The organism is Bacteroides sp. BFG-637 (genome assembly GCF_024793605.1).
Lineage (GTDB): Bacteria > Bacteroidota > Bacteroidia > Bacteroidales > Bacteroidaceae > Bacteroides > Bacteroides vicugnae.
Genome location: NZ_JANUPD010000002.1, coordinates 358,373 through 374,414 on the forward strand (window position 1 = coordinate 358,373; position 16,042 = coordinate 374,414).

Sequence of the window (16,042 nt, forward strand, 5' to 3'; positions counted from 1 at the left end):
GTGAAAGTCGCACGTACAGTTCTTAATGGGGAAAGCGGCAGCAATGCCGCCGACCTACATAACATTCATGTTATATGGATATACACGAGATTATCAATAAGATATACCCGATACCGGAAGCTTCGATGAATAAATTGACAAAGCATCTGTCTAAAGTGACGTACCCCAAAGGGTATCATATACTGGAAGCCGGTAAAACTGAAACGAATATCTTTTTTATCGAGAAAGGGATTGTCAGAGCTTATATTCCTGTGGATGGGAAAGAAGTTACATTCTGGATCGGGAAAGAGGGTGCTGCCATTGTCTCGCTGAAAAGTTATGTGGATAACCAGCAGGGATATGAATCGATGGAGTTGATGGAAGAGTCGGAGTTGTATTTACTGAAGCGTAAAGACTTACAGGAATTATTCAAAGAAGACATTCATATCGCCAACTGGGGACGTAAGTTTGCCGAATCCGAATTCATGCAAACGGAGGAAAGACTTATTTCCCTATTATTCACCAATGCATCCGAACGGTATATGAAGCTGATCCGGAACAATCCGGAGTTATTGCAGAGAATGCCATTAGAATGCCTTGCTTCTTATCTGGGAATAACTCCGGTAAGTTTGAGCCGGATCAGGGCAAAGCTGAAACGAATGCTCTGAAAAAGAACAAAGAGGGAAATCATGAATATAGAGGAGTATAGAGACTATTGCCTGTCTGTTAAAGGAGCAACAGAATGTATGCCGTTTGGTGAAAATGTCCTGGTTTTTAAGGTCATGGATAAAATGTTCACTTTTGCCACATTACAACCAAAGAACGGAAGATTCTGGGCTGATATGAAATGTGCTCCTGATAAGGCAGAAGAATTAATAGAACAGTATAGAGATATTTTTTGGGGACCATTTTCTGATAAGAAACATTGGATAACCGTATACTTAGAGGGAGATGTGCCCGACAAACTTATCAAAGAACTGATTAATCATTCGGTAGAAGAAGTCATCAAGAAGTTGTCCAAGAAAAAACAGGAAGAATATTATAGAATATGCGAAAGATACAGAATGCCATAAACTCTCGTTGGCAGGTATCAGAATTACAATTTAGTATTCTAACAATAAATATCCGGTTCTACTGTCATTGCAGAATGTAGAACCGGATAAGAATCCTCCCTTTTCAGAAACGTATGTCCCAAATGCCACAAGCCTTTTCCAGTTCTACCAACGAGACAGCATATCCTTTCATCGTTTCAAGATATTCTTGCTGCACTTCATTATAAGTACGCTGGGCGACTAATACATCCAAAATGTTGGTTTCACCACGTTTGTATTTATATACCATCCCATCCATTACTTTTTGAGCATCTCCAAGCATTCCCGACTTAAATTGAACCACTTTCTTTTTCTCTGCTTCATAACTGAACCATGCCTGCATAATCTCTGCCTGTATTTGTTGTTCCTATATCTTTCTCCTGAATTTCGGACTGGGAAATACGAAATTTAGCAGCCTTAACGGCCCCTTTATTGATATTCGAAAAAGCCAAAGGAACAGACACTCCTACCGTAGCAGAACGAGCCGATGGAAAAAAACGATTCCAGTCTTTTTCATAAGAAACGGACAAGCCAATATCCGGGCGGCGTTCTGCCCTCGTCAGTTTATATGCACGGGAAGTAACTTCCGTATTTTTTGAGCCGTAAACAAATCTATACGATTATCCAGACCTACTTTAATCAACTCCGAAAGATAAAACTCACGGTTTAGTTCATCCCAATGACCTAACGGAATATAAAGAGTGTCCGCAGCCATCCCCATCTGTCTATTCAGCACGACCAATGCCGACTGATAGGCAGCTTCCTGACTATAAACCGCATTGAGCAAAGTGACAGCTTCCAACTTTGATTGCCGGGCATCATTCTCTGTAATCTCTCCCGCCACATAACGTAAACTATCTGACTGGCTCAATTGCAACATATACTGGTAAGAACTTTGCTGTACTTCAAGCAACTCTCTTTGAAGAACTGCCTCCAAAAAAAGACTGGCAGCTTCGGCCCTCAAATTCTGAAATGACTGTTCCAGAATTAGTTTTTCAAGCTCCATCTGACTACGTGCCAACTTTATCCGTGCCCCTCGTTTGTTTCCTAATTCCAGTGAATAGGAAAGCCCTAATGAAAAAGTCTCATGACCGGCTTCAAATCCCACTTCCGGATCAGGAAGCACTTTTTGCGCAATCATCTCCGCATCAGCTATACTTACATTCAATTTTTCTGCCAGATAGTTTAGATTACCTTCCCCTACCCGTTTCAGATACTCATCGAGAGAAATACTCTGATAGAGAGTCCTGTCCGGTATTTGCGCCACTGCATGAACAGACATTGCTTCCACAAGCAACAAAAGGAGCAAGATATTAAAGTGTATATTCCTTCTCATCATTCTTCTTTTTATTTAAAACGTTATTCTCAATCAGATAGTAAAAAACCGGAAGCACAAACATAGAAATGAGTGCGGAGAACATCAATCCATATACAATAACCGTTGCCAAAGGACGTTGCACATCACTCCCGATTCCAGTTGCCAGAGAAGCGGGAAACAGTCCGAGTACCGTAGTGACCGAGGTCATCAGAATGGGACGGAACCGTTGACGTGCCCCTTCGATAACAGACTTCCGAAGTTCCATTCCTCCTTTACGCAAGTTATTTATCTGAGATACCATAATAATTCCGTTTTGAATGGAAAGTCCGAACATGGCAATAAAGCCCACGGCAGACGATACATTCAATGTCATACCGCGTACATTGAGCGCAAGCATTCCGCCAAAGAGCGCCAAAGGCACGATGGACAATACCAGACCGGCTTGCCGGAACTTACCGAACGTTGCATAAAGCAAAATAAACATACACATCAGCGTCAACGGAAGAATGACAGAAAGACGGGTATAGGCCCTGTGCTGGTTTTCGAAAGCCCCTCCCCACTTGACTGTATATTTGCTTTTATCATAGTTCACTTTCGCATCGATCACATTCTGCGCTTCTTTTAAGAAAGAAGCCAGATCGCGTCCACGCAGATTCAACTTTACCGTCAGGTGGCGTCTGTTCATTTCACGAGTGATCGTACTTTCCCCGACACTCAACTTCACTTCGGCTACCTGCGAAAGGGGTATTTTAGCTCCGGTAGAAGAGGTCAGCATCAATCCGGCTATCTTTTCGGGTGTATCCCGCATTTCTTCTTTATATTTACAGGTAATGTCATACTGACGGTCTCCCTGATAAAGCTGAGCAATAGCTTTCCCTCCGATTGCCACCTCTATCAAATCAGCTACATCAGACACATTCAGCCCATATCGGGCAATCGCATCCCGATTCATAATGATTTGCAGTTGAGGTAATGGAGGTTCCTGGTCAATATCCAGATCAACGGCACCTTTCACCGTTCCCAGCGCCCGGGTGATTTCTTCCGCAATACGACGTGTTTCCCGAAAATCCTCACCATATACCTTTACAACCAATTCACTATGCGCACCGGCTATTTTATCCATCACCCCGTCTATCATCGGTTGGCTGAATCCGACCCTAAAACCGGGTAGTGTCTTATATTCTTCTTCCAGTTCATGAATCAAATCTTGCTTGGTCTTTCCCTTCGGCCATTCATCATAAGGCTTTATCCCGATAGATACCTCAAAATGCGAAGGGGTGAACGGATCTGTACCATCGTCATTTCTCCCTGCCTGAACCATGATATAAGTTACTTCGGGATACTTCATCGTACGGAAACGAAGGGTATCGGACATCTCTCTCGATTTCTCAACAGAAATGCCGGGAGGAAGATTCACCTGCAACCAGATCGAACCCTCATCCAATTCAGGAAGGAAATCTTTCCCTACAACACCACTTAACACGATACCTGCAATCAGAATCAAACATGAAAAGAGTATGGTCTTTATTGGTTTTTCTATGAGTTTCACTATTGCGCCAGTATATTTCTCCTTCAATTTTTCCAGCCATTTATTCTTATAGACCTTGCGCGGCTTACGATAAATAGCATAAGCCAGTCCCGGAATCAGCAGAAGAGCAACCAAAAGTGCTCCGATCATTGCATAACTCATCGTAAATGCCATAGGAGTAAACAGTTTACGTTCCACACGTTCGAAAGCGAATAATGGCAAGTAGGCTGTAATAATGACTATGGTGGAGAAAAGAATCGGGCGTCCTACCTCTTTGGCTCGTTGTGCGATACTTTGTTCTTCGATGTACTGTTCGGGATAATCCTCACGTTTCTTGAGAATAGTTTCCAGCATAACAATGGCACCATCTACTATGATTCCAAAATCTATGGCTCCGAGTGACAGAAGATTGGCAGGGATATCCGTAAGATGCATCAGGATAAAAGCGATAAGCAAGGATACCGGAATGGTGATTGAAACCAGTAATGCTCCACGCCAGTTGCCCAAAAACAAAATAAGCACAATAACAACCAATGCCATCCCCATTAAGAGCGTATGGGAAACAGTATCCAAAGTTGTATCCACTAGGCTGGTACGATCCAGAAAAGTATGTATACGCACCCCTTCCGGCAAAATTTCATGATTCAATTCATCCACTGCTGCATGAATGCCATCCAATACCTTAGACGGATTTTCATGTTTCAGAAGAAGCACAATCCCTTCCAAACTTTCCGAATAATCACGGGTACGATCGGTATATCCCAATACACCTTTCCTCTCCAGATTACCGTATTTCAAAGAGCCTATATCATTTAAAAAGACAGGAACTCCGGAAGTTGTAGTGACCACAATATGCCCCAAATCGTCCAGATTCTCTATCAAACCTATACCGCGTACCACATACCCCAGATCTCCCCTATTCAATATGCTGCCTCCCACATTGGCATTGTTATTTTCAATAGCCTCAATAACCTGACTAAGGGATAAGTGATATTGTTCCAGTTTATAAGGATCTATTTCTACTTGAAACTGGGTGGTGATACCTCCGAAATTTGTCACATCCGCCACTCCTGAAACTTCTTTGATACGGGGAATAACCACCCAATTCTGGAGGTCGGTCAGTTCACGAAGTGAATGTTGGTCACTTTCTATAATATAACGGTAGACTTCTCCCACAGGTGACGTCAACGGATCGAGTCCGGGGACTGCCCCATAAGGTAGTTCCACTTCATTCAATCTTTCCTGTACCCGTTGGCGGCTCCAGTAATCTTCTGTCCCATCCTTGAATACAATCGTAATCATAGAAAGTCCGAACGTACTTTTGCTACGCATAACATGCATACCGGGCAAACCGTTGATGGCACGTTCCAAAGGAATAGTGATCTGTTGTTCCACTTCTTCGGCAGCCAGTCCCGGCACTTGGGTAACAACCTGCGATGTGACATCTGCAATATCCGGATAGGCTTCTATTGAAAGTTGTGTCCATGAGTAATATCCGAACACACACATCATCACAAACAGACAAAGCATGATCCATCTTTTCTGTATAATTGAAAGCATCAAATCCTTCTTCATAATCTCCTATTTTAAATAATATCCTCCTTCACTGATGACTTTATCTCCCGGATGCAATCCATCATTTATCACAGCAAATCCATCTTTGGTCGCTTCTACCTTCACCGGTGTTCTTACAAAGATATCCGGAGTAACCTGCACATACACATAACTGTCTTTCTCTCCCTGCAACAATGCGCTCTCCGAAATCTGAATCTGTTCAATGGGAGCACTAAGAAAATGGACGGTAGTATACATACCCAATTTCAAATGTTTCTTCGAATTATCACAAACCGAAAGTACTTTGATAGACCTTGTATCTTCGTCAACCGCCTCTTCCACATGATAGACGTTACCTTTAATCACCCTCCCCGGTAAGGCCGACACTTCTATATCCAGACTACTGCCTGCATTGATAAACCGAATGTCTTTTTCTTTCACTTGGGCGGCAATCCATACTTCCGACAAATCTGCCACTATCGCAACAGGTTCGATATCATCTTTCAGGTATTGTCCGGTCACAATATTATTCTCTATAATTTCGCCCGAAATAGGCGAACGCACCACAAGGGGCTGTCCCAGTGTCATATTCTCCGGATGCTCTACCTGATATACTTCCAGTGCAGCAGACGCATTTTCAAACTCTTTGTCGGCAATAAGCAAAGCATTTTGTGCTTCTTCCAGTTCTTTCTGCGAACTAACTCCGTTCTTTATCAGGTCTTCTTTGCGCTTTAAATCTTTCTTAGCCAGCTCACGTGACGATAATGCCTGGAAGTATTCTTTTTGTGCCGTAGTAAAATCCGGTGAGCTGATTTCAAACAAAGGGGTTCCCCGGTTCACCTGTTGTCCGATTTGTATATACGATTTTATAACTCTTCCTGCAAAAGGGGAAGCAATGCAGGCATAACGGGTAGGAATAGGACGTACCACACCGGAAGTAATCACTTCTTTGGAATAAGGTTCAAGTCTGGCCTCAGCCACTTTTATCTTTTCAGATAAAAAACGGTCTGTGATCTGTACTGTGTCACCTTCCATACGATAACCACTCTGTTGTTCTTCCTTTGATTTACTCTTGCATGCGGTAACTAGCAATGCACCGCAAATTAAAAGCATTTGCAAATTTTTCTTTTTCATCATCATCCATAAAAATATTGTTAGCATTCTTTTTCGGATGCAAAGGTAAGTGGAGGTATTCCGGAAGCCTGTTAGAGATTTGTTAGAACGCTATTAGAATTTTATTAGAGTCATGCTATCGGTATAGCCAATCTCTTTGCTATATGCGGTATTGCAATTGTGATAACAGGGACACTCGCATTCTTCATTCCATCGATCATGAATCTGAAGAAAAAATAAATGACTAATTTTATTAACTAATCCTTTTTTAGAAGCTTTTTTTTAGGTTATTTTGCGGAACAAATATCACGAACTCATCAAATTATGGATTGGATTGGCCTTGATTTAACATTCCCTATCACCGACCCTACATGGATATTTCTCCTTGTACTCCTAATTATTTTGTTTGCTCCGATATTATTGAATAAGCTGCGCATTCCTCATATTATCGGTATGATCCTGGCGGGATTGGCTATTGGCGAACATGGATTTAATATCCTGGCACGTGATAGCAGTTTTCAGTTATTCGGCAAAGTCGGGCTTTATTACATCATGTTTCTGGCCGGTCTGGAAATGAACATGGGAGACTTCAAAGAGACGCGAAACAAAGCATTAGTACTGGGATTACTGGCTTTCATCATTCCCATCGGGATTGGGTTCGTGGCAAATATATCTTATCTGAAATACGGCGTAATCACTTCTGTGCTGCTAGCCAGTATGTATGCCTCCCACACACTCGTTGCCTATCCCATCGTCACCCGCTTCGGTATATCCCGCCATCGTAGTGTAAGTATTGCTGTAGGAGGAACGGCGGTGACGGATACGCTCACGCTGTTGGTACTAGCCGTTATAGGCGGATTATTCAAAGGAGAAACCGGTGGTTTATTCTGGATTTGGCTAGTAGTAAAAGTAATCTTTCTAGGAGCACTTATCATTTATTTCTTCCCACGCATCGGTCGCTGGTTCTTCCACCGATACAATGACAACGTGATGCAGTTCATTTTTGTGCTTGCAATGGTCTTTTTAGGAGCAGGACTGATGGAACTTGTAGGTATGGAAGGTATTTTGGGAGCTTTCCTCGCCGGATTAGTACTCAACCGACTCATTCCGCACGTTTCTCCATTGATGGATCATTTAGAGTTCGTCGGTAATGCCCTCTTCATTCCTTATTTCCTTATCGGAGTAGGAATGTTAATCAACCTACGGGTTATTTTCGGACATGGGGATGCTTTAAAAGTTGCTGCCGTAATGATAACCATGGCACTGACAGGCAAATGGATTGCGTGCTGGCTGACACAAAAGATATACAAGATGTCTGTTCTTGAACGAAACCTGATGTATGGTTTAAGTAACGCACAGGCAGCAGCCACATTGGCAGCCGTATTGGTCGGATATAACATTATTCTGCCCACCGGCGAGCGCTTGCTGAATGATGATGTACTAAACGGCACAGTCTTGCTTATCCTGGTCACTTGCGTAGTGAGTTCACTGATTACCGAACGGGCAGCCAGAAAAGTGGCAATGGATGACTCACTATCGGAAAATGAATCTTCAAAAGAAACAGAGAAGATTTTAGTATCCATAGCCAACCCGGACACTATCGAGGACATGGTGAATCTGTCTCTAATCATACGTGATTCTAAATTGAAAGATAATCTACTGGCCCTCAATGTAATCAACGACAATAATAATTCCGATAATCTACGACTTCGAAGCAAATATTACCTGGAAAAAGCGGAAATGACAGCAACAGAAGCAAATGTACCACTGAAGAAAGTCACACGGTATGATTTGAATATAGCTTCCGGCATTATACATTCAGTCAAGGAAAATGAGATCACAAGTATTATCACCGGTCTGCATCGTAAGAAAAATATCACAGACTCATACTTTGGAATACTTGCCGAACATTTATTGAATGGATTAAACTGTGAGATAATTATTTCTAAGTTTCTAATACCAGTCCATACAATCAAACGAATTGTCATTGCCGTCCCTCCTAAAGCCGAATACGAATCCGGTTTTCCTCATTGGATGGAACATTTCTGTCGAATGGGAAGTACCCTCGGATGCCGGGTACATTTCTTTGCCAATGAAAAAACAACCATACGCCTGCAAACGTGGATAAAAAAGCGGCATAAGCAGACACTTACCGATTTCTCCCTTTTGGAAGATTGGAATGACTTGCTGGTGCTGACGGGACAAGTAAGCTACGACCATTTATTAGTTATTATCAGTGCACGACCGGGAACTCTCTCTTACGACAGTTCTTTTGAGAAACTACCGAGACAGCTTAGTAAGTACTTCTCCAACAATAGCTTAATCGTATTATATCCTAACCAATCGGGAGAACCATTAGATACATCATTCTTCTCTAAACTATACACTGATACCGAAACCCGGCATTATGAAAAGGTGGGTAAATGGGTTTACAGGTGGTTTAAGAAAGACTGATATTTCATAGTGCCTACCTTGTTAAAATTACAGGCTGCTTATACTAAACAAGAACAGACTAATTTTGTATAGTTGTCAATTTTCCATTCTCAAAATACAAGTATTGTCCCATTCCATATACCCATTGTTCATGTGTCCCCCATGCACCAGTAGTTTTATTAATGCCACCCGAAGGATGCCCCCATGATTCCAGAACCATAGCCTTAGTCATCCCAATACACACTTGGCCTTTTAATATCAAGTCCGCCGTAGCTTTTCCGTATTTCTTATATAATTCTTTAGTTCTCTGTTGTCTTTTTATACTAGCTAACTTCTTTGCCTCTTCTTGTGCTAACTTTTCCTTCATCAATAATTCCTCTTTAGCAAGTCTTTCTCTTTCCATTGTTTCCTCATAAACGTCTGCTTCGACAACATCCAAATTATAGAAATACATCTGAGTCATTCTTTTCTGATTATCAAATATGCTTACTTTGTATGAAAATAGAGATGGACTCTCACATAATGGCATTATCAAATCGGCACTATCATTCTTCAGAACAAATGAAGGAACCATATAAGTATCTTCACTGCCTGAATAGGCTATTTCCATACATTTATATTTATTAATCGGATGAATATTTTTAATGTATATGTCTTTATTCAAATACAACTGTTTCATTTTATCCATAAATCCTAATACAATGACAGGATAGTGTTGCCTGGTATAATTGAATCCATCATACTCACCACGTTTAGCATACCAATAAAGAGTATCACCTTCTTCAGACTGTAGTGCAAAAATTGTGTTTTTTTCAACTCCGGCATCAGACAGCTCTATATCTAAAATTTTAAAAGTCCTGCCTTCTATCTCATTATAAGGTGTGAAAATGCCATCATGTTTTTCCATAGAATGATTCGTTGCTCTATATATTTCAAATGGAAAAATCCTATATCCTTGTTCAAGTATATCGTGAAAAGAAGCACATAAAGTAACATAACCATCCTTCACCAACTGAGGTTTATATCTCTTGGAGGTTATTTGATTTAATTTATAATCTTTAGGTTTAGGGTTAGATCTTTTTTTTCGCCAAATAGTGTCAATGGCAACAACCTGCTCATTAGAAGTTAGAAAATTAGCATAATACTTAGGTAGTGATTCCGAAGAATTTGGATTCCGGGGATAGAACAAAATACTTTGCCCAACAAATTGTTTATAATAGGAAGCATCTTTATAAGGGCGTATATTAGTTAACGAATCATATTCAACTACCACAGCCTCCTTTTTATCTTTTTTAGGCACACTAGTATCAATCATTTTCATATTCTGAGCATAGGAAACAGTATAGAGCGTAAATACAATGGCAGATAGCAAGACTTTCATTTTCATAATTCTTTGTTTTATTTCTACAAAGCTAACTAAAAATACAATTTGTCCATAATGATTTCAGATAAAAAGCACCCTTTTATTTTCCCGTATTATCCTATCTGTTTATATTTGTAGAATTATGTAATTCACAAAGAACATTTAAAGAAAGGAAGCACCATGCCAAAAATTCCGAAGCTATTGGTGCGACTTCGATTCATGAATTGGTTAATTCCTAAATACACCGATATGGCAACTTACACTCATTTCGCAAAACAACCCGATGTCTTGAAACATCTGATACTCTGTGAAGTACTCAAGAATGAAACTCCGCAAGTATATGTAGAGACCAATTCGGCATGTGCCATCTATCCGATGACACAAACCCCGGAGCAACAATATGGCATCTATCATTTCCTGGAGAAAGCAGATGAGGTCCCATCTCTAAAAGATTCTGTATATTACCAACTGGAAAGCGGAGAGATGGCAAAAGGAAATTATTTAGGTTCACCTGCCTTGGCTATGAATGTATTAGGGAAGCAAGCAAAAAGGTTTGTATTCTTTGATTTAGAAAAGAGTGCACTGGAGAATGTGGGTACCTATGCCAAACAAATCGGATCAAGTGCCTCTGTAGAGATACATCATGCCGACTCTTCGAGAGGTACCATAGAGCTACTGCCTTCACTTCCCACATCCTCTTTCATCCATATCGATCCTTACGAAATAGACAAGAAAGGAGATTCTGGAGTAACCTATCTCGATGTCCTGATACAGGCTACTCTATTAGGAATGAAGTGTTTATTATGGTATGGATTCATGACCGGAGATGATAAAGCATCTTTGGACAACTATATTACATCCAGTCTGGAAAAGGCCGGCATCAAAGATTACACAGGTGTAGAGCTTACCATGAATTCAATAAGGAAAGACAGTGTATTATGTAATCCCGGCATTTTGGGAAGTGGTATTCTGGCGACCAATTTATCCCAAACCTCCACAGATATAATCCTTGATTACAGTAATCAACTAGTTGATATATACAAAGATGCTAAATACAAAGATTATGATGGGAGTTTATATATTCAGCATCTTTGATATCAACTTATTAACAATTTTGTTTTAATCCATCTACTATCAATCAGTATCCTCCTCCCAATGCATGATAAAGATTAATAACTCCCTGTATTTCATCAAAACGATTGGAAGCGACGGATAATTCTGCCTGCAACAGAGTCTGACGGGCAGTAAGTACTTCCAGGTAGTTTTGCGAACTGTGCCGCATCAACAGTTCGGAACTACGCACCGCGGACTGAAGCGAAGTGACCTGCTGTTTGGAGAGTGCCAAACGGCCTTGCGCCTTCTGCCATTGCACCAACGCATCGTTTACTTCCGTTCCTGCATCAAGCAAACTTTGGCGGAAGGTGAGTAACGCCTCTTCCTGTTGTGCTTTCGCTATTTTCAGATTAGCAATATTCTGCCCGCGATTGAAAAGTGGCTGAACCAATGAGCCGACAGCGGAAAGCAACCACTGTCCGGGATTGGTTATAGCGCCACCTGCCGAGTTTGTCCATCCTGCGGAACCACTCAACGTGATAGAGGGATAAAAAGCAGAACGTGCCTGATTCGTTGCATAAAAAGCCCCAGCCAGTTCAGCTTCCTTTTGACGAATATCCGGACGACGGTGCAACAGTTGCAACGGCACTCCGGTTGAAAGGGATTCCGGGAAACGCTGGTTGTCAAGCGTAGAACGTGTTATCAACTGCGGAGCCATACCCAACAGAGCGGAAAGAGAATTCTCCATTTCACTGATTTGCTGTTCAATAGAAAGTACGGAGGCATCTACCGATAGCTTGCTCGCTTCTGTTTGGGCAACAGCCATTTCCGTCGTTTGCCCGGCTCTTTTCAATGCTTTCATTGCACGCAGGTTCTCATCCCATGTTTCAGCCGTGCGACGGGTGATATCCAATTGCTTATCAAGCATCAACAGGGTATAGTAACTATTGGCAATCGTTGCTACCAGTTGTGTCTGTACCGCTTGCCTATAGGCTTCACTCTGTTCGAGGGCGGCTTTGGCTCCTCGTTTGGCATTGGTCAACTTTCCGAAAATATCCAGTTCCCAGTCTGCCGATGCTGCCAGATCATAGGTCTTGGAGGTTTTCGAACCATCCACGCTACTCAATGTTCCTTGCGGAGTGAGCGATACAGAAGGCAAATAAGCCAACTTGGAAGAAAGCAGTAATGCTTCTGCTTCTTTCACTTTCAAACGGGCGATATTCAAATCGGTATTATTCGCGATACCCGTTTCAATCAGTTGTTGCAGTTGCGGGTCGGTAAACAGTTCCTTCCACGAAAGGGAAGCAATGGAAGCGGTATCCGCTACACCCACCGGCTGTCGGTAAAGACTGTCGGTAACCGTCATATCCGGACGTTCATAAGTCCGGTACACATGACAACCGCTCAATCCGGCCGACAGGAATAAACATATTATTATCTTTTTCATACACTTCAACAATTAAAGATTCTCCAACTCTTCCGGTTTACGTGCCGGCATCAGTTTTTCCTGAAGATACTGGAATACGATAAACAATACAGGTACGATAAACAACAGAGCAACCGTACCGATCAACATTCCACCTACGGTTCCTACACCGATGGAAATATTACCGTTTGCTCCTACTCCCGATGCAAACATCATCGGTAGCATACCGAATATCATCGTAAGAGAAGTCATCAGAATTGGACGCAGACGGACTTGTGCAGCCGAAACAGCCGCTTGTGTGATTGTCATTCCCTGACGGCGGCGTTCGGAAGCATATTCCGTAAGCAGAATAGCTGTCTTCGACAACAAGCCGATCAGCATAATCAAACCTGTCTGTAAATAGATATTATTCTCCAGCCCGAACATCTTGGCAAAAAAGAAACTTCCGGCAAGTCCGAATGGTACAGAAAGAATCACCGCAATCGGAATGAACAAACTTTCGTAGAGCGCACAAAGAATAAGATAGATAAAGACTACACAGATGATAAATACCAGTGTGGTGGTATTCCCTGTGGAGGATTCTTCACGTGACATACCTCCGAACTCAAAGCCATAACCTGCCGGCAACACTTGTTCCGCAACTTCACGTACCACCTGAATAGCTTGTCCGGAACTGTAACCATCTGCCGGAGCACCATTGACGGAGATGGCAGAGAACAGATTGAAACGCGTCAGCGACTCTGCACCGTAGACTCGTGTCAAAGTAAGATACTGACTGACAGGAGACATCTCTCCGTTGGAATTGCGGACAAACATATTATTCAATGCTTCGGTATCCAAACGGAATTCCGGTGAAGCCTGCACCATTACACGGTAAAGTTTGGAGAAACGGTTCATATTGGATGCATAGTTACCACCGATATAGCCGGACAAAGTACTCAATACATCCGAAGGTGACACTCCATTCCGCTTACAAAGGGCGGCATCCACTTCTACCAGAAATTGAGGATATTTTGTATCGAACGAAGTCGAAGCACGTCCGATTTCAGGCCGGGCATTCAACGCGTCAATCATCTGACGGGTGTATTTCAGCAAATCTTCTACCGAACCGCCTTTCTGGTCCTGGATATAAATTTCAAAACCACTACTTACCCCATACCCGGGAATCATCGGTTGTGCAAAGGCCATAATTTGAGCAGAAGAAATGTCATCCGTACGCCGGTAAATCTCGTTAATAACAGCATTGATACCGTCTTCCTTTTCCGTACGTTCATCCCACGGTTTCAGACGGACGATAAACATACCGTTCGATGCTCCCTGACCGCTTATCATACCGTTACCCGTCACTTTAGAAAACATTCTGACTTGCGGTATGTCATGAATACGCTTATCTATTTCGTCCATTACACATTTGGTTTCTTCCAGACTGTTTCCGGGTGAAGTACGCACATCTACAAAGATAGTTCCCATATCCTCTTGAGGAACCAACCCGGTCTTGGTGGTTTTCATCAGAAGGAACAATCCCGCACAAGCGACTAACAACAATGCTCCTGCCAGCCATTTACGCTTCAACATGAAAAATACGCCACTCTTGTATTTCAGTACCAACCGATGAAAAGCACTATCAAATGCCATGTGGAAACGGGATGAGAAACTCAACTTCTCCCCTTTCGCAGCCTCCATGTGCGGTGTCATTATCAGTGCGCAGAGAGCGGGACTTAAAGTTAACGCGTTAATTAGAGATATTGCTACGGCAACAGCCATGGTCAGTCCGAACTGGGTGTAGAACGTTCCGGTAGTTCCTCCCATAAAACATACGGGAATAAATACCGCCATGAAGACAAAGGTGGTAGTTACCAGTGCCGAGGTAATGCCCCCCATGGCATCAATGGTGGCCCGGTAAGCCGATTTATATCCTTCATCGAACTTTGCCTGCACCGCCTCCACCACAACAATAGCATCATCCACCACCGTTCCGATAACCAACACCAGTGCAAACAACGTCAACATATTCAGACTGAAACCTGCGGCATAGAGAAAAGCAAAAGTACCCACAAGGGAAACGATGATAGAAATGGCCGGAATAAACGTAGACCGCAAATTTTGCAGGAAAACGTAAACCACAAGTACCACTAACAGAATGGCTTCAATCAAGGTTTTGATCACATTCTTAATGGATGCATCCAAAAAATCTTTCGAACTCATCAGGTCTACCAGCTCCATTCCTTTAGGCAATCCTTGAGCGATCTCTGCTGTCACCTTATCTATTTCCTTAATAATCTCATTGGCGTTCGAACCGGAAGTCTGCGCAATCATACAGTTGGAACCGGGATGCCCGTTCACTTCACCGATGTATGTATAAGAGTTGGCACCCAATTCGATACGTGCCACATCTTTCAGCCGTAGCACCTCGCCTCCTGCCTGCGAACGGATTACCAGATTGCCATAATCCTTTTTCTTCTTCATAACGTCCGCGATATTTCAATACATACTGAAAAGTATTCTTCGATTCGGCGCCAAGCGTTCCCGTAGGGGCTTCCAGATTCTGTTCGTCAAGTACCGTCGTGATGTCGGACGGAACCAATCCATATTTAGCCATCTTGGCAGGATCGAGCCAGATACGCAACGAATAGTCCGCTCCCATCACATTCACCTCACCCACACCGGCAATACGTGAAAGACGGGGTTCGATATTGATTTTCAGATAGTTATTCAGAAAGCTTTCATCGAACGTGTTGTCGGGGCTATACAATGCCAATGCTTTGATATTACTTGTCTGGCGCTTACGGACGGTGATACCGCTGCGGGTGACTTCTGCCGGTAATAATCCTTGTGCCGTAGCAATACGGTTCTGCACATTAACTGTCGCCATATCGGGGTCGGTCCCTTGACGGAAGTAAATGGTGATTCTCGCTGAACCGTTATTGGTAGAGGAAGAGGTCATGTACATCATGTTCTCTACCCCGTTGAGCGCTTCTTCCAATGGCACGACTACACTCTTCTGTACTGTTTCCGCATTAGCACCGGTATAGGTAGCGGAAACGCTGACGGTAGGAGGTGCAATTTCAGGAAACTGTTCAACAGGAAGCTGCGAAAGTCCTATCAATCCGATGATAAGAAAAACGACCGAAATTACTCCTGCGAGAATAGGCCGGTCTATAAATGTTCTGATTTTCATAACGGC

The 16,042-nt window shown here is 42.6% G+C and carries 8 protein-coding genes and 2 pseudogenes; 4 read left to right on the forward strand and 6 right to left on the reverse strand.

Annotated features, from left to right (window positions below; genetic code table 11):
- The first annotated feature begins 74 nt into the window (after positions 1 to 74).
- On the forward strand, positions 75 to 647 hold the full coding sequence (locus NXX38_RS01565; protein ID WP_258978447.1) for a Crp/Fnr family transcriptional regulator: 573 nt from the start codon (positions 75 to 77) through the stop codon (positions 645 to 647).
- A gap of 21 nt (positions 648 to 668) precedes the next feature.
- Positions 669 to 1,052, forward strand: a complete 384-nt coding sequence (locus NXX38_RS01570) for an MmcQ/YjbR family DNA-binding protein (RefSeq protein ID WP_148365754.1) — start codon at positions 669 to 671, stop codon at positions 1,050 to 1,052.
- Positions 1,053 to 1,155: 103 nt separating this feature from the next.
- Here the strand turns inward: NXX38_RS01570 and NXX38_RS01575 are convergent.
- The 3 genes and pseudogenes from NXX38_RS01575 to NXX38_RS01585 form a co-directional block, all read right to left on the reverse strand.
- A pseudogene (locus tag NXX38_RS01575) lies at positions 1,156 to 2,406 on the reverse strand (TolC family protein).
- Entirely contained in the window at positions 2,384 to 5,491 is a 3,108-nt protein-coding gene (locus NXX38_RS01580; protein WP_148365756.1) for an efflux RND transporter permease subunit, read from the reverse strand. Before NXX38_RS01580 ends, NXX38_RS01575 begins: the two are co-directional and overlap by 23 nt.
- 6 nt (positions 5,492 to 5,497) lie before the next feature.
- Positions 5,498 to 6,607 (reverse strand): efflux RND transporter periplasmic adaptor subunit, encoded by a 1,110-nt coding sequence (locus tag NXX38_RS01585; protein WP_217721338.1) that lies wholly within the window; start codon positions 6,605 to 6,607, stop codon positions 5,498 to 5,500.
- Positions 6,608 to 6,907: 300 nt separating this feature from the next.
- Between NXX38_RS01585 and NXX38_RS01590 the strand changes: the two genes are divergently transcribed.
- A complete protein-coding gene (locus tag NXX38_RS01590) occupies positions 6,908 to 9,037 on the forward strand; it encodes a cation:proton antiporter (protein ID WP_195649979.1) in 2,130 nt (709 codons plus the stop codon).
- A 58-nt stretch (positions 9,038 to 9,095) separates the two neighbouring features.
- Here the strand turns inward: NXX38_RS01590 and NXX38_RS01595 are convergent, their stop codons facing one another.
- The gene (locus tag NXX38_RS01595) at positions 9,096 to 10,403 is read right to left on the reverse strand and encodes a DUF2845 domain-containing protein (RefSeq protein WP_258978449.1); all 1,308 of its coding nucleotides are present in this window, start codon (positions 10,401 to 10,403) and stop codon (positions 9,096 to 9,098) included.
- Positions 10,404 to 10,628: 225 nt separating this feature from the next.
- On the opposite strand from NXX38_RS01595, the gene NXX38_RS01600 reads away from it, so the two are divergent.
- Positions 10,629 to 11,474, forward strand: coding sequence for a 23S rRNA (adenine(2030)-N(6))-methyltransferase RlmJ (locus NXX38_RS01600; protein WP_148365860.1), 846 nt, complete (start codon positions 10,629 to 10,631; stop codon positions 11,472 to 11,474).
- Between the two features lie 43 nt (positions 11,475 to 11,517).
- On the opposite strand, the gene NXX38_RS01605 is transcribed toward NXX38_RS01600, so the two are convergent.
- Positions 11,518 to 12,879 (reverse strand): efflux transporter outer membrane subunit, encoded by a 1,362-nt coding sequence (locus NXX38_RS01605; RefSeq protein WP_258978450.1) that lies wholly within the window; start codon positions 12,877 to 12,879, stop codon positions 11,518 to 11,520.
- Between the two features lie 12 nt (positions 12,880 to 12,891).
- Positions 12,892 to 16,036 (reverse strand): annotated as a pseudogene (locus NXX38_RS01610) (efflux RND transporter permease subunit).
- Positions 16,037 to 16,042 lie beyond the last annotated feature (6 nt).